The sequence below is a fragment of the Cognaticolwellia mytili genome (assembly GCF_002104475.1).
Classification (GTDB): Bacteria; Pseudomonadota; Gammaproteobacteria; order Enterobacterales; family Alteromonadaceae; genus Cognaticolwellia; species Cognaticolwellia mytili.
In genome coordinates this window covers 249,545-267,902 of record NZ_NBOF01000004.1, presented here as the reverse complement: position 1 = coordinate 267,902, position 18,358 = coordinate 249,545, and the positions used below count along the sequence as shown (strand labels likewise).

Here is an 18,358-nt window from a genome sequence, read left to right as displayed (position 1 = left end):
CATATTTAAACAATTCTAGCGTAAGTTTTTCTCAATAAGCTCCCAATATAACTGGTAAGCGTCTCGTTGCTCGTCTAGCCAATCATGCTTATTATAAATAGCCATAACACCGCCAAGAACATGGCCGAGCATATTTTCTGTTACATGGGGGTGAACTTTATTCTCACTTAGCCTGGTTGAAATTGTACGCCTAAAGTCATGGGGTACAAAAGGCTCAAATTTTAAATGGTTATTCATTCTCTGTACAAAACGGTTAATTGAATGAGTAGTTAACGGTGAGCCTTTTTTATCCCCCTCTATTAAGTGCTTACGGTCTTTACCGTAAATAAGATCTAGTTGTTTAATTAACTCAACACTTTTATCACTAAGCGGGCGTCTGATAGCTTTTTTAGTTTTTGATCGATCTTTAGGTAAAATCCATAACGCATCATCTAAATCAAACTCATCACGATTCGCTTCACGAATCTCACTGTTTCTAGCTCCGGTTAAAATCAACAACTGAACACATATTTTACACTTAGGTGTAGCTTTACTTGATTCTATTTGTCTCCATAACTCTGTGACTTCCTTCCACTCTAGAACTCGATCCCTTCTAGTTTGGTGAGCCCCTATGGCTTTTACAGGAATATCCAAGCAATGAGAGTTTTCGATTTCACCTCTAGATTTCGACCACCTTATAATCGTTTTAATCCGCTTTAATATGCTGCCAGCATTACTCGCAGTAGTCGCTTCTCTAATTTCATCGAAAAACTTAATCCAATCTAAATATTTATAGCGTTCAATATCAATATTCTCATTTGGTTTAACGTATTTTTTATAAAATGATTCGTATAAAACAATTGTTTTAGGTGATAGTTCTTTTAGTGCGTATTTCTCCATAAAATCACAGCAGAGTTCTCCCAATAGGCGGCCTTCCTGATTGCGAGTTGCATAACTTCGGGGATCAAGTCCTTCTTGTAACGCCTGCCGATACTCACAAGCTTTAGCTCGAGCATCTGATAGTTTGATATCAGGATAGCGTCCTATTTTTATTCGTTGTTGCTTACCGCGCCATCTAAAGCGATAATTGAATGAAATGATTGCATTGCGTGTGATCCTAACGGTTAATCCATCACGATCAGCTAGCTCCGTTTTACCTTCGTAAGGAGCTTTAATGTTTCTTAATTTGCTATCTGATAATGGCATAGGTATTTACTCAACAGTTAAAATCCGTCTATGGGCACAGCTTACACTTTTATGATGCACATTACGATGCACACTTTTGATTTGAGAACAAAAAACATCAGTGGACTTTTACGGACAAAAAATAAAACTAAATAACTACAAAATATAGAGTTTAATAACAAAAGCCATGAATAATAAAACATCTTTGAACACCAGCGAACAACCTAGTATTTTGTGGCACGACTACGAAACCTGGGGTGTAAATCCTAAGTTTGATAAGCCGTCTCAGTTTGCCGGCATTCGCACCGATTTAGATTTAAATATTATTGGTGAGCCTGAGATGTTTTATTGTCAGCCGCCGCAAGATTACTTGCCACAACCTGAAGCTTGTTTAGTTACGGGCATTACTCCACAAAAAGCCTTACGAGAAGGTTTAACAGAAGCTGAGTTTGCAGAGCGTATTCATGATTTGTTTTCACAACCAGATACCTGTGTTGCAGGCTACAACAGTATTCGCTTTGATGATGAAGTTACTCGCTACATGCTCTATCGTAATTTTTACGATCCATATGCACGTGAATGGCAAAATGGTAATAGCCGTTGGGATATCATCGATATGGTGCGTGCTTGTTACGCGCTACGCCCAGAAGGGATTGAATGGCCAACGGTTGAACGTGACGGTGAACAAGTGGTTAGCTTTCGTTTAGAACTATTGACACAAGCCAATGGTATTAGTCATGAAGCGGCTCATGATGCAATGAGCGATGTTTACGCCACTATTGCCATGGCAAAACTCATTAAAGAAAAACAGCCAAAGCTATATGAGTTTATTTTTAATCTCAAAAATAAAAAGCAAGTTGCTGAACTTATTGACGTTTATAACATGACGCCTGTTGTTCATACTTCAAGTAAAGTTTCATCACTACACGGTTGTACAAGTTGGTTTGCGCCAGTTTGTTATCACCCAGTTAATAAAAATGCTGTTGTGGCGGTAGATTTAGCGCGCGACCCAACGCCATTATTTGAGTTGTCGAGTGAGGAAATTAAAGCGCGATTATATACCCGTTTTGATGAGTTAGCTGAAGATGAACTGCCAATTCCAATCAAGCTCATTCATTTGAATAAGTGCCCTGTTGTTGCGCCGGCCAAAACCTTATTACCTGAAAATGCTGAGCGTTTGAGTATTCCTCGTGATTTGTGTCTTGATAACCTAAAACAACTTAAGCAATTTACTGAACTTAGAGATAAGTTAACGGATGTTTTTGCCAATAGTGATTTTGGTGATGAAACTGTTGATCCCGAGTTTTCGCTTTACGGCGGTAAGTTTTTCTCACACAGTGATAAAGCGCAAATGGAAATTTTGCACCAATTACCTCCAGAGCAATTAGGTACACACCCATTTAGATTTCAAGATGATAGATTAGCGACTTTATTATTTAGATATCGCGCTCGTAACTTTCCACTAACCCTTACTGATAGCGAGCAAAAAAAATGGCAAGCTCATTGTCAAAATCGTATTCAATATGGTGCTAAAGGATTATTAAGTGCCGATGAGTTTATGATCAAGTTGGAAAATTTAGCGTTTGAAAATGAAAGTAACACCGAAAAAATGAAGGTATTAAAAGCCTTGTTTGAGTATATTAATAAATAACCAGTAAACAATTTAAAGAGTTTACTGGTTAGGCATGAGTGAACTCTTTAAATTAAACACTTTTCTTTTTTCTAAATTTAGTGCTTTTAATGCACTGCCAAAGCACTCTTGAAATAACAATTGATAGCTACCATCTGCTAATACTAATTCGAAACCTTTTTCTATCATCTCTGCTAACTCAACATTGCCTTTACCCACAAAAAAATAATACGACGTTGGATACTTTAAAAGCAAAGTATTCTCAATAGTTAACTGCTCTGATTGTACTGAATTGAGCTCACGAGTTATTTCTAGCACAGAGCGAGGAAAATAATCAGCTAAGCCATTTTCAATTGCCTTATACATTTGCGCAAAAGGTAAACTGCCGTCCACAGCTAAATTGTTATCGACAAAAACTTGATGATCTGGCCAGTCAAATCGCTGTATTGCCAGTAGCTTTTCTAACTCTACTAAGCGGTTTATATGCTTAAATTTTTTCTGGTTATCTTTATGTATAATAAAAACTCGCCAACCAATAAAGCCTTGATATAAAGGAATACGAATGGGTATTAACGACTGCTCACGCTCATGGGTTGTAACACTCCAAGTTAAATCAATAACATCGCTATTATTAAGCTCTTTTAATGCTCTACCTTGACTAATATCTTCTTGTGCATACTCTAGCTTAAGTTCGATATTCTGTTTCGAAAAAATAAGTTTCAATAACTTTTCAATAAAAGGGTTCCTAACTTTAAAAGGTGCACTAGGGCCAGGAATAAGCAAATGCACAGAAACAGGCACAGCAGTTACGGGTAAGGAAAGCAAAACAATAAAAATTACAAGGTAGCGATACGGCATAATAACAACTCAAAAGTTAGCCATCCTTGGAAGTTTCGTTAATTATAGATTAAAACTGTAGTCAGACGAAATAGTGATGTTGTTTAAATTAAAAATTAGCATATTCCTAAACTACATTTTCAAGGTCAAATAGCTAAAACTTATCACTAAAGATATGATATAAACATTAGTAACATTAATCGTAATAGTTTGAACAGTATGAAAAAAGTATCTTTTATTGGCTTAGGTGTTATGGGCTTTCCTATGGCTGGTCATTTACAAAACTCAGGTTACCAAGTAACCGTGTATAACCGTACACAGCAAAAAGCGCAAGCTTGGGTAGAGCAATACGGCGGCGAAATGGCCACGACACCAGCAAAAGCAGTAAAAGACAGCGATGTTGTTTTTGTATGTGTAGGTAACGACAATGATTTAAAGCAAGTAATTTTAGGTACTAATGGCGCATTTTCTGGCATGAAGGCCAACGCCGTACTTGTTGACCATACAACCGCTTCAGCATCTGTTGCTAGAGAACTAGCACAGCAAGCAAAGTCTATTGGTTTAGCCTTTTTAGACGCGCCCGTTTCTGGTGGTGAGGCCGGCGCTGTAAATGGTCAACTTTCTATTATGGTTGGTGGTGAACAAGCTGCTTACGAGGCAATAGAACCAATTGTTCAGGCGTATGCCAAAATTAGTAAATTATTAGGACCTATTGGCAGTGGGCAATTGGCAAAAATGATGAACCAAATTTGTATTGCTGGCGTTGTACAAGGCTTAGCAGAAGCATTACATTTTGGCCAAAATGCAGGTTTAGATTGTGAACAAGTGGTAGAAGTCATTAGCCAAGGTGCTGCAGGCTCATGGCAAATGGATAATCGTCATCAAAGCATGATAAAAGGTGAATACGATTTTGGCTTTGCTGTTAATTGGATGAGGAAGGATCTCGATATTGCCCTGACTGAAGCAAGAAACAACGGTTCTACCCTACCGTTAACGGCATTAGTTGACCAATTTTATGCAGGTGTGCAAAAAAATGGCGGCGGCCGTTGGGACACGTCAAGTTTACTTACACGTTTATAGTGCTATAACTATAGTATCAGATTTAGCAATAATATCTCAAAATTAGGCGAAACTTAATAATCAGTTTCGCCTTTTGCTTCTACAGATAAAAAGCTCAGCATAGCAACCAACTGCATTTAGGGTATTCGTCTATTTGTATCCTTCTAATACCCTTCTTCCATAGTCATTAGCACAACCAATTAAAATATCATGCAAAGTACTATTGTTGTTAATTTCAAGAAATTATCTTATTCTATCATTAATATTGATCCGACCAGTTGAACAGAATGACTCAAACTATTTACACCTTTGGTGCTGAAAACTTCAAAAATGAAACGGTTGATTTTGCTAAGTATCAAGGCAAAACACTGCTGATTGTTAATACCGCTAGCGCATGTGGTTTTACTCCACAATATGCAGGCTTAGAAGCACTTTATCAACAATACAAAGACCAAGATTTTGAAGTGCTTGCTTTTCCATGTAACCAATTTGGTAAACAAGAGAAAGGTAATAACACTGAAATTAAGCAGTTTTGTGATCTTAATTTTAATATTTCATTTGAGCTATTTAGTAAAATAGAAGTCAACGGCGAGAACACACACCCATTATACCAACATTTAAAAAGTGAAGCGCCGGGTATACTAGGTAGCAAAGGCATAAAGTGGAATTTCACAAAGTTCCTCGTTAACAACCAAGGCGAAGTCATAAAGCGTTATAGCCCAACAACAAAGCCAGCAGATATTGCTGCAGATATCGCTGCACTACTTTAATATTTGCTTTATACAGCTAAGCTCTACGAATAAAAAGCCACAAGCAAAAGCCAGCGTATGATGCTGGCTTTTTAAGTTATAAAGCGTTGTATTAAAATCATATTTTAATACAACTAACCTTTTTAAATGCTTTTATCTTTTCGAGTCTAACACTTGCTGAATTTTATTTAACTCTTCAGCACTATAGTTGCCATGCTGTAGCATTTTAATAATGCCTTTAGCGCCCATTTCACTGCCATGTTCAAATTTAAATATTTTATGATGGCCATCAGCCATCATTTCTTTAACAATGTGCTTTTCAATATCAACACTTTCATCGCCATCACGCTCAATAATGATAACTTTTTCACTTTCCCCCTCACTTACCCAACGCATTACTTCACCACCACTGTCATGGTTCGCCAAAATGTGCACATTATCAGATAAATTGGCTAATTCATTTAGCAGCTTTTCTTTTACTCCATCAGGTACTTCAGCCAAATAACTACTCAACTGCTCTTTATCACTCAACGCTGTGTGAGGAATAGTAACGTTTACCATTTCACCATTGTCATGTACAAATAGTTTTACTTCTTTACCGTGCTCAGCTTCAATAGATATTTCACGCACCTCTGTGCGCAACTCGGTATTGTCTGTAGCCATTGCAATAGCAGACATACTGCTAATAGCTCCACCTAGCGAAAGAATTAAAGCAGCGGTAATTTTACTCGCTTTTTTACTGTTTAGGTTAAGGTTAAAATTTAATTTGTTAAGTAATGTCATTTGATAATTCCTTGTTGACTATTTTGTATTTCAATTTGCATTGATTAAATTAATGTACTTTCAACAAGGATATTGCCAGAACCATACCAAAACACCTTATCCGTTATTAATCAAAAACTTAAAGAGTTAAAGGTTAAACATTCGAAAAAATAAATATCTTAATAACCTGATATAAGGAACTCACTTTCCTGATATGGGGAAAATTCGATGGAGGGATATAATCAGTTTATTAAGTGTTTGTTTTATTTGCTTTTAATATTCAGCACAAATTGGCATTATACTTGTTATATTCGTCGTAACTTTTTCAACAACTCATAAAGCACACATATATGTCATTACGTAGTTACCTATTTAGCCTTATTGGCGGTCTTATAGTATTGCTCACCATTAGTCAGTTATTTTTAGTGCGCTGGATTGAGCAAAACCTTGCTGAAGAGGTAAACATCAAAGCTAAGTTTTTCAGTGAGCAAGTTATAGAACTCGCACTAGAAGAATTCGACCAAGCAAGTAAAACCAATAAGGTGCTTCGTCATAAAATTATTAGAGAAAGTAATTCACCCCATGAGCCATTTCGTAGTGAAGAAGAGCTTGAAAAAATCATTAAAAACATATCACCGAATATCAAATTTATTGAAAAAATTGATGGCTCTGCCGTCAAAAATGAAAACAGTGTAGTGACAATAGTGCAAGGTGAGTCCCCCGTTATTCAAAAAATCATTCCTAAAAAAGTATCTGATAACCAAGACAAAACGAATACTAGTGGTGTTCAATCAACTACATACGAAAGTAGCAGTAATAATACTGAAGTGATCAGCGAGCGACATATTATTGGGCGAGAATTAAAGTCGCTAGTTGAAAAAATTCATAACGATAATAAAGTAACGTTAACTGATGATAATGATATTGCGGTATTCGTCCGCTCACCTGAAATAATCAGCGAACATTGGCTTGAACACGAAACTGAAATTCCACAAAGCGGAACGAGTAAACTGATTAATTACATTCAATGGATATTAATAATTTGTGGCTTATTCGCACTTGTTATCGCCTACTGGCTAAGTGCAAAATTCAACCAACCACTGAAAAATTTAAGCTTTGGATTCAAAAAGCTAGCACAAGGTGATTATACTCATCAAGTTGCTGAAGATGGTGTTAATGAGATCCGCGAAACCATTGTCCATTTCAATGATATGGTGAATCATCTTAGCGAACTAACACAAGCGGCAAAACATCATAGCGAAATTGCACATCTCGCCGAGCTAGGTGAAGTCAGCCGAGGCCTCGCCCATGCGTTAAGAAACCCAATACACACCATAGGGTTATCCATTGAGCAACTTGCGCAGGAGTCGTTGTCACAACAGCAGCGCCAAAGCTTAGTACGCACAGTGCAAAATAAAATCACCCACATTGATAGCAATATAAAAGCGTTGTTAACCTTAACCACGACAGGGATTAGCCGCCAAGAAAAAGTACCGCTGTTAGCAGTGGTACAAGATATAGTACTTGAATATAAATCATGCCAAAACAAGCCTCAACAGTTTACCATTAATGTAGCACCCAACATTGAATTGCTTGGCGCCGAATCGGAAATTCGCAGTGTATTTCATACCTTAATTTATAATGCCTGCGATGCAAACCCGATTAACGGTATAGTGACAATTTCCGTTGAAAAGCAGAAAGATAACAGTACTACGCTATACGTTAAAGATATTGGTTGTGGCTTAGCAAAATCGGTAGAAAGTAAACTATTTCAACCTCACATATCAACTAAGCCAGAAGGTGCGGGAATGGGGTTATATATCGCAAATCGAATCATATCACTGCATTATCAAGGAAGTTTAGCCTTAGAAAACGCAGCTGACTCGGGCTGCATTGCTACCGCCCACTTTAACCTTAAGGAACATTCATGAGTGAAGTCGTTACTATCTTAGTTGTTGAAGATGAGCCAGACCAACGAGAGCTTATTTGTAATATTTTAACTGTTAGTGGCTTTAATGTTTTACAGGCTGACTGTGTGGAAAGCGCTATATTGACCATCAAAAAATCACCAATAGATGTGATTTTTTCTGACTGGAAATTAGCCGAACTATCAGGTATCGACCTGCTTAATTACTGCCGAAAAAATATTCCCGAAATTGGTTTTGTTATCGCGACAGCTTACGGCACTATTAATCACGCAGTACAAGCGCTTCAACAAGGCGCTGATGATTACATTCCAAAACCATTTAAGCGCCAAGAGCTATTATTAACAATAGATAAAGCACTAAAAGCAAAGAATCTTCGCGGGCAAAACAAAGAGTTATCTGCACGCTTATCTGAACAAAATAAGCTGGTGGGCATTGTTGGTAAAGCTCCTTGCATGCAAAAAGTTTATCAGCGTATTGATAAAGTGTCGGCAACGAATGCAACGGTACTTATTCTTGGTGAAAGTGGCACAGGTAAAGAGCTAGCAGCGCGCGCATTGCATGAGAAATCTGACAGAAAACATGAGAAATTTATTGCCATAAACTGTGCTGCTATTGCTGAGTCAATTGCCGAAGCAGAACTATTTGGCGCAGAAAAAGGGGCTTTTACTGGCGCGAACACCCTGAAAGTTGGCCGGTTCGAAGCCGCAAACAATGGTACTATTTTTCTTGATGAAATTGGCGAGTTAAGCCCTAGTTTACAAGCGCATTTATTGCGATTTTTACAAGAAGGCACTATTACCCGCCTAGGCAGTAACGATGAAATTAAGTTAGATATTCGCGTGATAGCAGCAACTCATCGAAATTTACCTAAAGATGTTAGTAAAGGGGATTTTCGTGAAGACTTATATTATCGCTTAAACGTAGTACCTATTAACATGCCACCGCTTCGAGAACGCCAGCAAGATATCGCCATTTTAGCGGATCATTTTATTGCCCAGCATGCAAAGCAATACAAGTGTGATGCGCCAAGTTTATCAAATGAACTATATCGTCAACTTCTTGATTACCATTGGCCAGGTAATGTTCGTGAATTATCAAATCGCATTGAGCGCTATGTATTGCTAAATGATGAAAGCGAGTTAACACAAAACTTCACGACTAATCTTTCAAGCAAAGAAAGAAGCGACGTGCCTGCTTTTAATATGCCAGAGCAAGGGTTTTGCTGGCAGCAATTCGAACGAGACTGCTTAGCAAGAACACTGACAATAAATCAGGGCAATAAAACCAAAGCTGCTAAATACTTGAATATGTCATATAAAGCATTTTTATATCGCTTAGAAAAATTCGAAATAAAAAGTTAGCACTCGCTTAATGATTGTCTGAGCATGTTTCTGTATTAGATTACTTAATTACCAAAGTTTCTTTTTAATTACCAATACGTATAATGCCCCGCCACATATGCTCTAAACTTAAGTCATGACATGCAATATCTTGGGTGTCATCAGGTTGCTCAAGTAATAAAACTTGAGCTCGAAATGATTTATGAGGATGCTTGTATGAGTGCCATTTGGACTAACCATGCGAATCGCTTGATAGAATTAATCAACAGTAATAACGACACCCACGCTCATCTATATTTAGAGCAATTAATGCTGTTTCCTGTTGATATTCAAGATAAGATTATCAATGACGTGAGCAATTTAAAACACTGCAACACTGATGATGTCGCAAATATCATTACTCAATATATGATGTTTGAAATGAAATAGTTGTAACATAATTACCCACTACTTTTACTGAAAATCAGTTCATAACCCTAACACTTACTAACAGCCAGCGGGCATGGAAATGTTTGTAAGTGTTAGTCGTATTTAAAATCGGCTACTTACCACCAAATCAGTAAGGTCTATGTAATTAACTGCTTGTCTCGCAGCAACTTAATTTCATCTCGTACTGATGCTGCCAATTCAAATTCTAGGTTTTGTGCATGATCCATCATCAACGATTCTAGTTCTTGCACTTTAACATCTATTTCTTTAGTCGTTAGTGTATCGTATTTAGCTTCAGGCTCTGCAGCTTTAGCTGCATATTCTGCTCTAACTTTACCACCCTCTAGATCCATTACATCAGCAATAATGCGCTTAACACCACGAGGGGTTATATTATTATCTATGTTGTATTGATGTTGTTTAGCACGGCGCCTTTCGGTTTCGTCAATTGCTTTTCGCATTGAGCCGGTAATGCGAGCTGCATAAAGAATTGCACGACCATTAATATTACGAGCAGCTCGTCCAATAGTTTGTATAAGAGAACGCTCTGAGCGCAAAAAGCCTTCCTTGTCAGCATCTAGAATGGCAACTAGAGACACTTCTGGCATATCTAAGCCTTCACGCAGTAAGTTAATACCAACCAGTACATCAAACTTTCCTAAGCGAAAATCACGAATAATTTCCACACGCTCAACGGTATCAACATCAGAATGTAAATAACGAGTTTTTACTTGATGCTCATCTAAGTAGTCAGTTAAATCTTCTGCCATGCGTTTGGTTAACGTCGTAGCCAGAACACGTTCATTAATTTTTACACGCTTGCGAATTTCAGAAAGTAAATCATCAACTTGAGTGTCAACTGGACGAACTTCTATTTGTGGATCAAGCAAGCCCGTTGGCCTTACCACTTGTTCAGCAATTTCTCCTGCCGACTTTTCAATTTCGTAATTACTTGGTGTTGCTGATACATAAATAGTTTGTGGCGATAACGCTTCAAACTCTTCAAACTTCATTGGGCGATTATCAAGTGCAGAAGGTAATCTAAAACCATATTCCACAAGATTTTCTTTACGAGAACGGTCACCTTTATACATAGCACCAATTTGCGGTACGGTAACGTGTGATTCATCGATAATCAACAGACCGTCATCAGGAAGGTAGTCAAACAATGTCGGTGGCGCTTCACCTGCCCCTCTTCCCGATAAATAGCGAGAATAGTTTTCGATGCCTGAGCAATAACCTAGCTCCGTCATCATCTCAATATCAAATTGAGTTCGTTGTACTATTCGTTGCTCTTCTACTAACTTATTATTTTCTTTCAGTTGTGCTGAGCGGTCTTTTAATTCAATTTTTATTCTATCAACAGCGGCAAGTATTTTTTCACGAGGCGTCGCGTAGTGCGTTTTTGGATAAACCGTAACTCTAGCTACAGTGCGCTCAACTGCCCCTGTTAAAGGGTCAAATACGCTTATACGCTCAATTTCTTCATCAAATAACTCAACACGTAGTGCCATGCGGTCAGATTCAGCAGGGAATATATCAATAACGTCACCACGTACTCGATAAGTGGCTCGCTGAAAAGCGACATCATTACGAGTATATTGTAGTTCTGCCAATCGCCTTAAAATGTCACGCTGATTGATAATGTCGCCGACACTGATATGCAACATCATTTTCAAGTAAGAATCAGGATCACCCAAACCATAAATAGCCGACACAGAAGCAACAATAATAACGTCTCGTCGCTCTAGTAAGGACTTGGTTGCCGACAAGCGCATTTGCTCAATATGTTCGTTTACAGAGGCATCTTTTTCAATAAAAGTGTCTGTTGTAGGAACATAAGCTTCAGGCTGGTAGTAATCATAATAAGAAACAAAATATTCAACTGCATTGTTAGGAAAAAACTCTTTCATTTCTCCGTACAATTGTGCCGCCAAGGTTTTATTTGGCGCTAACATCATCGTAGGACGATTTAGTTTTTCGATAACATTAGCAATGGTGTAGGTTTTACCTGAGCCTGTAACACCTAGCAAGGTTTGATGGGCAAGCCCGGAATCAATACCATCAAGTAATTTAGCAATTGCCGTTGGCTGATCGCCACTTGGAATATAGTCTGAATGTATTTTTAAAGCTTTCATCAAGCAGCAACCTCAACCGTTTCTCGGCCTTCCTTGCATTGTTTGTTAAACAAACCGTAAGAAATTACCGCCATTACAACATTACCAATTAAGGCGCCGATAAAGAAACCTTCAAGACCAAACCATAAACTCCCCAAATAGGCAGCAGGTACATAACAAACAAATAAACGAACAATGCTTAGCATTAACGCAACCATTGGCTTATGAAGCGCATTAAATGATGAATTAGTTAGAATGATTACACCTTGTAAACCATAGCCTAATGGTAAAATCCAAATGAAAAGTTTGATAATATCGGCTACCGCTTGTTCTTTAGAAAAGACATCAGCAATGAAAGGCGCAGCTAACACTAGCACAACATAAATAAGTACTTGCCAACCTAAAACGAACTTTATTGATGCTTTATAGCCTTCTGCAACGCGCTTCATATTGCCGGCACCGAAATTTTGACTGATAAATGGCGGTAAAGTCATCGACAAAGCCAATACAACTAAACACGCAATAGATTCAATTCTAGAGCCGACACCAAATGCAGCGACAGCAGATTCACCATACTTTGCTACGATGGCAGTTAATACAGCTGCAGCAACCGGCGTTAGCATATTCGCGCCGGCTGCCGGTAAGCCTATATGTAAAATACCACGCGCTGAGGTAATAAAGTCTTTAACTGACATTAGCTTGCTGTGAATCAGCCCTCGTTTAACGCTTAGGATATATAGTACATAGCCCAAACCGAATATCCATGAAACTGAAGTTGCAATGGCTGCACCTTGAATGCCCATCGCAGGCACAGGGCCAAAGCCAAAAATAAAAATAGGATCTAGCACTGCGTTTATCAACCCTGCACTGCCCATAATTAAACTCGGGGTTTTAGTATCGCCAGACGCACGTAACACCGCATTGCCTATCATAGGACCTATTAAGCAAATACAGCCTAGAAACCAAATATCCATGTATTGATGAATTAAAGGTAATAGAACTTCGCTTGCTCCTAGCAATAAAAAAGTTTCATCAATAAGAAGATAACCAATTACCGCTAGAATACCGACAATAGCAGCAGCTAGATATAATGCGCTAGTGGCTAAGTTTTTTGCTGACTCTTTATCACCTTTGCCTAGTGCTCTTGCAATAACCGCTGACGTACCTATTCCTAAGCCAATGGTTAAACTAATTACGGTAAAGGTAATAGGAAAAGTAAAACTAATAGCCGCTAATGGTTGTGTACCTAATAAACCAACGAAAAAAGTATCAACTAAGTTAAAAGTCATCAATAAAATCATGCCATAGATCATCGGAACGGTCATATTTTTTAAGGTCGGTGCGACGGGATCTTCAAGTAAATTAATTTGGCGATTTTTTTGAGTTTTGGTCATTAATATTTTCAAATGTAGAAGTAAATAGAATGCATTCTTTATTGTAAAAGATAGTGATTAGACTCGCTATGTAAATATTGCATTTAAGATAATAAAGCCATTTCATTAAAAAGTTATTTACTTGAACACATTTTAAACTAGCTTGAATTTCGTAGAAATACACAGAAAATGTGAGAAAGATCATCCTTGCACAAAAAACACACGACCATGTAAAAAAACATAACAAATAAAACTTAACAACATGTTATATATAGCTATTATCATAACATCCAGAAAAAGCATGACGTGCTACAAGCCGCATTATACGGTTTAGGCCACCTAATTTTACACTTTAACTCACATAGTTATCCACAGAATAAGTGGATAACTATGCTTTTTGCATCATCCGCAGCCTACTGAATGCTTTTCAAGCTAAACTTGAAGAAAACTTCACAACTTTGCCTGCAATTTAAGCAAACAGTCAATTAAATGATTTTTTTTCTAAATTTTGTGTTGACAGTCTGGCAAGGTGTCTTTAATATTCCGCCCCGTTAGCCACTAGCGGCTTTCAAAACAATTCCTCAATAGCTCAGTTGGTAGAGCAACGGACTGTTAATCCGTTTGTCCCTGGTTCAAGTCCAGGTTGAGGAGCCACATTATTAAATAATGGCTATTAATTTATTATTAGCGGTTATATTAGAAAAAGAACAATTCCTCAATAGCTCAGTTGGTAGAGTAACGGACTGTACTTTTATAATAAACAGGCGTTTGTCCCTGTTGGTTATTTCAAGTCTGGGTTGAGGAGACAAATTATTAAATAATGGCTAGCAATTTATTGTTAGCGGTTATGTTAGAAAAGAACAATTCCTCAATAGCTCAGTTGGTAGAGCAACGGACTGTTAATCCGTTTGTCCCTGGTTCAAGTCCAGGTTGAGGAGCCACATTATAAGTAACTGCTATTAATAGTGGTTATGTTAGAAAAGAACAATTCCTCAATAGCTCAGTTGGTAGAGCAACGGACTGTTAATCCGTTTGTCCCTGGTTCAAGTCCAGGTTGAGGAGCCACATTAAGAAACCTGCTTTTAGCAGGTTTTTTTTTGCTCTGAATTCGATGTCAGCTTACCTCATAATGACTCATCTGGTAGCACAATTGACTGTGCTCTTATCGCAAACAGGCATTTGTCCCTGATCCAAGTTCAGGTTGAGGAGCCACATTATAAGTAACCACTATTAATAGTGGTTATGTTAGAAAAGAACAATTCCTCAATAGCTCAGTTGGTAGAGTAACGGACTGTACTTTTATAATAAACAGGCGTTTGTCCTTGATTCAAGTCCAGGTTGAGGAGCCACATTAAGAAACCTGCTTTTAGCAGTTTTTTTTTTGCTCTGAATTCGATATCAGCTTACCTCATAATGACTCATCTGGTAGCACAACGGACTGTGCTCTTATAGCAAACAGGCATTTGTCCCTGATCCAAGTTCAGGTTGAGGAGCCACATTATTAAATAATGGCTATTAATTTATTATTAGCGGTTATATTAGAAAAAGAACAATTCCTCAATAGCTCAGTTGGTAGAGTAACGGACTGTACTTTTATAATAAACAGGCGTTTGTCCTTGATTCAAGTCCAGGTTGAGGAGCCACATTAAGAAACCTGCTTTTAGCAGGTTTTTTTTTGCTCTGAATTCGATGTCAACTTATCTCATAATGACTCATCTGGTAGTGCAAGGGACTGTACTCTTATAGCAAACAGGCATTTGTCCCTGATCCAACCCGCTATTTCAATGAATAATAAATTTTTTAGCTGGAAATAAAAAAGCAGCAATTAAATAATTGCTGCTTTGATAATTTATAATTATGTCTTAGATAAGCACTAACTAGTTATTGGCTAGCCTTCGACAGTAATTACATAACTAACGTTTAAACTCTGAGGTTTTGCTCCATTCTGGCCAAACACCTACGTTAGATAGCTCGTAACCAATTTCAAAGAAAGCTTGCATATCTTCAACTGCCCCCGAAAGATCCCATTGCTCATTATATTCATCACAAGCATTGTGATAACACTTAGCTAAAATAGGATTCAATACTTCACGTAAGGCTTTAGTCGCGGCATCAACTGGTTCTGGACCACTTTTAGCATAAAGTGCTGGAATACCGATATTGGCAAAGGCGAAATGATCTGAACGATAGTAAATACCTGCTGCCGGACGCGGATCACCTGAAATAATGCGACCTTGCTTTTTAGCTGCAACCGTTAAGTATTCATCAAGTTGTGACTGACCTAGACCATAGACAGAAACATCTTTACTACGACCATTAACGTTTAATGCATCCATATTAATATTAGCAACAGTTTTAGCTGCAGGGATCACAGGGTTTGCAGCATAAAATTTAGAGCCTAATAAGCCTTGCTCTTCTGCAGTTACCGCCATAATAGTAATTGAACGTTCAGGTACTACAGGTAATTTCGAAAATGCTTCAGCCACTTCAATTAGTGCTGCAGTACCTGATGCATTATCAACGGCGCCATTATAAATTTGGTCACCATCTTTACTGGTATCTTTTCCTAAATGATCCCAATGTGCCGTATAAAGAATGTGCTCATCAGATTTCACACTACCAGGTAAGGTGGCAATAAAGTTATATGATGTTGATTTTTTAACAGTATTTTTCACAGTAACAGAAGCCGTTAAGTCTCCCATATCAACATGATAGCTACCTTTAGCAGCCTTTGCTTTTGCTTGTTCAAAGTTTAAGCCTGCATTTGTAAATAACTCTTTCGCTACGTCGGTGTTAACCCAGCCTTCAACAGCAACACGACCTTTGTTAAGATCTTCACGAACAAAACCAAATTGAGGTCCAGTCCATGAGTGTTCAACTACTGACCAACCATATGATGCAGGTGCAGTTTCATGAATAATAATTGCACCCTCAGCACCTTGTCGACTCGCCTCTTCATATTTATAAGTCCAACGACCGTAATATGTCATAGCATTGCCATTAAATAATGCAGGATCTTTAGTGGCAAAACCTGGGTCGTTCACTAAAATAACAACCGTTTTGCCTTTTACGTCCAGCCCGTCATAATCATTCCATTGGTACTCAGGCGCATTAACACCATAGCCAACAAAAACTAGTTCAGAATCTTTAAGTTGCTCAAAATCGCTAATGCGGCTTGAACCCATAACCATATCGTGACCATATTGATAATCTTTACCACCAATCGATAAAGTCATTTCTGGCGACGCTTCGATTGATACCATAGGCACAGCTTGTAAAAAGCTATCACCGTTGCCAGGCTTAAAACCAATAGCTGTTAACTGCTTAGTTAAATAATCAAGCGTAAGTTCTTCACCTTTACTCGATGGTGCACGGCCTTCAAACTCATCTGAGGCAAGTACTTTAATATGTTCGGTAAGCTGTTCTTTATTAATACTGTCATAACTTGCTGCAATATCTGAAGCGGTATTACTTTTTCCAACATTTTCCGCACCACAGCCGGTTAGTGTCGCCGATGCAAGCAGAGTTAGCGCTAATATTTTTTTCATATTTTTATTCTTTAGTTACGGATGACGCCACGATTATAAACAAATACGGGCAGAGTTAGGTAGATCTAACAGAGAAATTTATACACTTTGAGAGCTACAAATGAATAGCAATATTGTTTTAGCAAATTTATAACATTGACAATAGGATGTAATCATCATATTTATTAAATAAAATAGGCTATCTTACTCTTTGATATAAATCATATTTACTCCTGTTTAATGTTGCTATTATACTAACGTTTTCAATCAATAGGTTAATTGCTATGCCGCTTTCCCGCAAAAGAAGTACACAACATAAAGTTTACATCCCGTCTTCAGCTCGTGAAAATCAATATTTACTCGCCAAATTTAATATCACCGAGCAATTAATTGAAAAAATTGCGGGCCCTGTCGATTTAAATAGCGACCAACCATTTTTACCGTTTTATAAAAAATTATCCGAGATGTTCTTTAAAATTAATGAAGAATTCGATATTGAAAGTGGCCAATTTGTTGCCAATGACAAATTTACCCGCATTCGATTTAGCCCTGAAAGAATAACCGCTCAAACTGAGCAACAAATATTATTCCTTTATAACTCTCGTTATCATTTTAGTCAAAGTGCCCATTACGATGGTCATAAACAAGCAAGTAAAATTCATTTAGTTTTTCTAGCCAATGGGGATGAAGTTAGACATAACTCTGCAATATTTCATCAGAAAGTACTAAATGCTATTACCAAATTTACTGAAAAAACAGGTATCACCACAGATGAAATGCGCATATGCGATCATCAGCATTTAACCTATGACTTATTTGCTAAAGACAAAGGCGTTCAAGGTAATCAAGTTCATAAACTGCGCAGTATTTCAAATCGCTATGCCCCTGATGATATTTCATTACCAGAAAACACTGATGAATTGACTTACGCTATTGTTGATATGCCAATCAACCGCCGTTTACGCAACTTAGTTGAACTCGACCATAGTGAAGGTGAAAATTACAACCCACTTTATAACTTTATTGCTGACGCCTTTATTAGCGCAGCCAAAAAACATCACTTAAATAATGGTGCAGTGATTGCAAACGGGTTAGTACCTATCGTTCGTCGTAGTGATGATGAAAACACAATTGCTAAGGGTGAACTAATCATGCTGGGTTATAACCCGAAAAACACCAGTGGCGGTTACACCTGCAAATGGTCTGCAGATCAGCTAGTTGATAGTGTGCAATTTGTTTTTGTTGCGAGTGAACAAGACAAAACAAGTCACGGTTTTGGTAAGTTCCTCATTCAAATAGAGCATGCTTTACACAGCATCGCTGAAAAGCTTGAATATGTAGATGACAAAGAAGAACTAAACGTACGCTTCCATCAACATCTTGGCTTTTATCAAGAAAAGTAAACACCACTTCTTGAACATTATTAAAACGTGGCTAATGCCA

13 protein-coding genes and 6 tRNA genes are annotated in these 18,358 nt (G+C 37.8%); 13 read left to right on the top strand and 6 right to left on the bottom strand.

Features of this window, described 5'->3' with window-relative positions:
• Positions 1-15 precede the first annotated feature (15 nt).
• The gene (locus B7C41_RS14750) at positions 16-1,185 is read right to left on the bottom strand and encodes a tyrosine-type recombinase/integrase (protein WP_085299707.1); all 1,170 of its coding nucleotides are present in this window, start codon (positions 1,183-1,185) and stop codon (positions 16-18) included.
• A 166-nt stretch (positions 1,186-1,351) separates the two neighbouring features.
• Between B7C41_RS14750 and sbcB the strand changes: the two genes are divergently transcribed.
• Positions 1,352-2,815, top strand: coding sequence for an exodeoxyribonuclease I (sbcB, locus tag B7C41_RS14745; protein WP_085299705.1), 1,464 nt, complete (start codon positions 1,352-1,354; stop codon positions 2,813-2,815).
• 21 nt (positions 2,816-2,836) lie between these two features.
• On the opposite strand, the gene B7C41_RS14740 is transcribed toward sbcB, so the two are convergent.
• The gene (locus tag B7C41_RS14740) at positions 2,837-3,652 is read right to left on the bottom strand and encodes a type 2 periplasmic-binding domain-containing protein (RefSeq protein WP_085299703.1); all 816 of its coding nucleotides are present in this window, start codon (positions 3,650-3,652) and stop codon (positions 2,837-2,839) included.
• A gap of 198 nt (positions 3,653-3,850) precedes the next feature.
• Between B7C41_RS14740 and B7C41_RS14735 the strand changes: the two genes are divergently transcribed.
• Both B7C41_RS14735 and B7C41_RS14730 read left to right on the top strand, forming a co-directional pair.
• The gene (locus B7C41_RS14735; RefSeq protein WP_085299701.1) at positions 3,851-4,711 is read left to right on the top strand and encodes an NAD(P)-dependent oxidoreductase; all 861 of its coding nucleotides are present in this window, start codon (positions 3,851-3,853) and stop codon (positions 4,709-4,711) included.
• Positions 4,712-4,977: 266 nt separating this feature from the next.
• Complete coding sequence (locus B7C41_RS14730) at positions 4,978-5,460, top strand: glutathione peroxidase (RefSeq protein WP_085299699.1); 483 nt, start codon at positions 4,978-4,980, stop codon at positions 5,458-5,460.
• Positions 5,461-5,592: 132 nt separating this feature from the next.
• Here B7C41_RS14730 and B7C41_RS14725 read toward each other — a convergent pair whose 3' ends face one another.
• Positions 5,593-6,222: a hypothetical protein gene (locus tag B7C41_RS14725; RefSeq protein ID WP_085299697.1), complete on the bottom strand. Its 630-nt coding sequence runs from the start codon at positions 6,220-6,222 to the stop codon at positions 5,593-5,595.
• Between the two features lie 329 nt (positions 6,223-6,551).
• Here B7C41_RS14725 and B7C41_RS14720 point away from each other — a divergent pair, with 329 nt between their 5' ends.
• From B7C41_RS14720 to B7C41_RS14710, 3 genes are all read left to right on the top strand, one after another.
• Complete coding sequence (locus B7C41_RS14720) at positions 6,552-8,132, top strand: sensor histidine kinase (RefSeq protein WP_085299695.1); 1,581 nt, start codon at positions 6,552-6,554, stop codon at positions 8,130-8,132.
• The gene (locus B7C41_RS14715) at positions 8,129-9,490 is read left to right on the top strand and encodes a sigma-54-dependent transcriptional regulator (RefSeq protein ID WP_085299693.1); all 1,362 of its coding nucleotides are present in this window, start codon (positions 8,129-8,131) and stop codon (positions 9,488-9,490) included. The genes B7C41_RS14720 and B7C41_RS14715 overlap by 4 nt, the downstream gene beginning before the upstream one ends.
• A gap of 195 nt (positions 9,491-9,685) precedes the next feature.
• Entirely contained in the window at positions 9,686-9,898 is a 213-nt protein-coding gene (locus B7C41_RS14710) for a hypothetical protein (protein WP_085299905.1), read from the top strand.
• 137 nt (positions 9,899-10,035) lie between these two features.
• Here the strand turns inward: B7C41_RS14710 and uvrB are convergent, their stop codons facing one another.
• Both uvrB and B7C41_RS14700 read right to left on the bottom strand, forming a co-directional pair.
• Positions 10,036-12,036 (bottom strand): excinuclease ABC subunit UvrB, encoded by a 2,001-nt coding sequence (gene uvrB / locus B7C41_RS14705; RefSeq protein WP_328590807.1) that lies wholly within the window; start codon positions 12,034-12,036, stop codon positions 10,036-10,038.
• On the bottom strand, positions 12,036-13,409 hold the full coding sequence (locus B7C41_RS14700) for an MATE family efflux transporter (protein ID WP_085299691.1): 1,374 nt from the start codon (positions 13,407-13,409) through the stop codon (positions 12,036-12,038). Before B7C41_RS14700 ends, uvrB begins: the two co-directional genes overlap by 1 nt.
• A gap of 557 nt (positions 13,410-13,966) precedes the next feature.
• On the opposite strand from B7C41_RS14700, the gene B7C41_RS14695 reads away from it, so the two are divergent.
• The 6 genes from B7C41_RS14695 to B7C41_RS14675 all read left to right on the top strand — a co-directional run bounded on the left by B7C41_RS14695 (position 13,967) and on the right by B7C41_RS14675 (position 15,031).
• Positions 13,967-14,042 (top strand) — tRNA-Asn (locus B7C41_RS14695).
• Positions 14,043-14,100: 58 nt separating this feature from the next.
• Positions 14,101-14,193: transfer RNA gene (locus tag B7C41_RS20195), tRNA-OTHER, on the top strand.
• A gap of 60 nt (positions 14,194-14,253) precedes the next feature.
• Positions 14,254-14,329 (top strand) — tRNA-Asn (locus tag B7C41_RS14690).
• Between the two features lie 48 nt (positions 14,330-14,377).
• Positions 14,378-14,453, top strand: a tRNA-Asn gene (locus tag B7C41_RS14685).
• 195 nt (positions 14,454-14,648) lie between these two features.
• A tRNA-OTHER gene (locus B7C41_RS14680) sits at positions 14,649-14,737 on the top strand.
• Between the two features lie 205 nt (positions 14,738-14,942).
• A tRNA-OTHER gene (locus B7C41_RS14675) sits at positions 14,943-15,031 on the top strand.
• A 270-nt stretch (positions 15,032-15,301) separates the two neighbouring features.
• On the opposite strand, the gene B7C41_RS14670 is transcribed toward B7C41_RS14675, so the two are convergent.
• Positions 15,302-16,936, bottom strand: coding sequence for a M28 family metallopeptidase (locus B7C41_RS14670; RefSeq protein WP_085299690.1), 1,635 nt, complete (start codon positions 16,934-16,936; stop codon positions 15,302-15,304).
• A gap of 263 nt (positions 16,937-17,199) precedes the next feature.
• On the opposite strand from B7C41_RS14670, the gene B7C41_RS14665 reads away from it, so the two are divergent.
• The gene (locus tag B7C41_RS14665; RefSeq protein WP_085299689.1) at positions 17,200-18,318 is read left to right on the top strand and encodes a DUF3083 family protein; all 1,119 of its coding nucleotides are present in this window, start codon (positions 17,200-17,202) and stop codon (positions 18,316-18,318) included.
• Positions 18,319-18,358: the final 40 nt, after the last annotated feature.

Excerpts from the sequence above, each read along its gene's own strand:
- B7C41_RS14750 (WP_085299707.1), bottom strand. The coding sequence starts at position 1,185 with ATGCCATTATCAGATAGCAAATTAAGAAACATTAAAGCTCCTTACGAA.
- sbcB (WP_085299705.1), top strand. The coding sequence starts at position 1,352 with ATGAATAATAAAACATCTTTGAACACCAGCGAACAACCTAGTATTTTG.
- B7C41_RS14740 (WP_085299703.1), bottom strand. The coding sequence starts at position 3,652 with ATGCCGTATCGCTACCTTGTAATTTTTATTGTTTTGCTTTCCTTACCC.
- B7C41_RS14735 (WP_085299701.1), top strand. The coding sequence starts at position 3,851 with ATGAAAAAAGTATCTTTTATTGGCTTAGGTGTTATGGGCTTTCCTATG.
- B7C41_RS14730 (WP_085299699.1), top strand. The coding sequence starts at position 4,978 with ATGACTCAAACTATTTACACCTTTGGTGCTGAAAACTTCAAAAATGAA.
- B7C41_RS14725 (WP_085299697.1), bottom strand. The coding sequence starts at position 6,222 with ATGACATTACTTAACAAATTAAATTTTAACCTTAACCTAAACAGTAAA.
- B7C41_RS14720 (WP_085299695.1), top strand. The coding sequence starts at position 6,552 with ATGTCATTACGTAGTTACCTATTTAGCCTTATTGGCGGTCTTATAGTA.
- B7C41_RS14715 (WP_085299693.1), top strand. The coding sequence starts at position 8,129 with ATGAGTGAAGTCGTTACTATCTTAGTTGTTGAAGATGAGCCAGACCAA.
- B7C41_RS14710 (WP_085299905.1), top strand. The coding sequence starts at position 9,686 with ATGAGTGCCATTTGGACTAACCATGCGAATCGCTTGATAGAATTAATC.
- uvrB (WP_328590807.1), bottom strand. The coding sequence starts at position 12,036 with ATGAAAGCTTTAAAAATACATTCAGACTATATTCCAAGTGGCGATCAG.
- B7C41_RS14700 (WP_085299691.1), bottom strand. The coding sequence starts at position 13,409 with ATGACCAAAACTCAAAAAAATCGCCAAATTAATTTACTTGAAGATCCC.
- B7C41_RS14670 (WP_085299690.1), bottom strand. The coding sequence starts at position 16,936 with ATGAAAAAAATATTAGCGCTAACTCTGCTTGCATCGGCGACACTAACC.
- B7C41_RS14665 (WP_085299689.1), top strand. The coding sequence starts at position 17,200 with ATGCCGCTTTCCCGCAAAAGAAGTACACAACATAAAGTTTACATCCCG.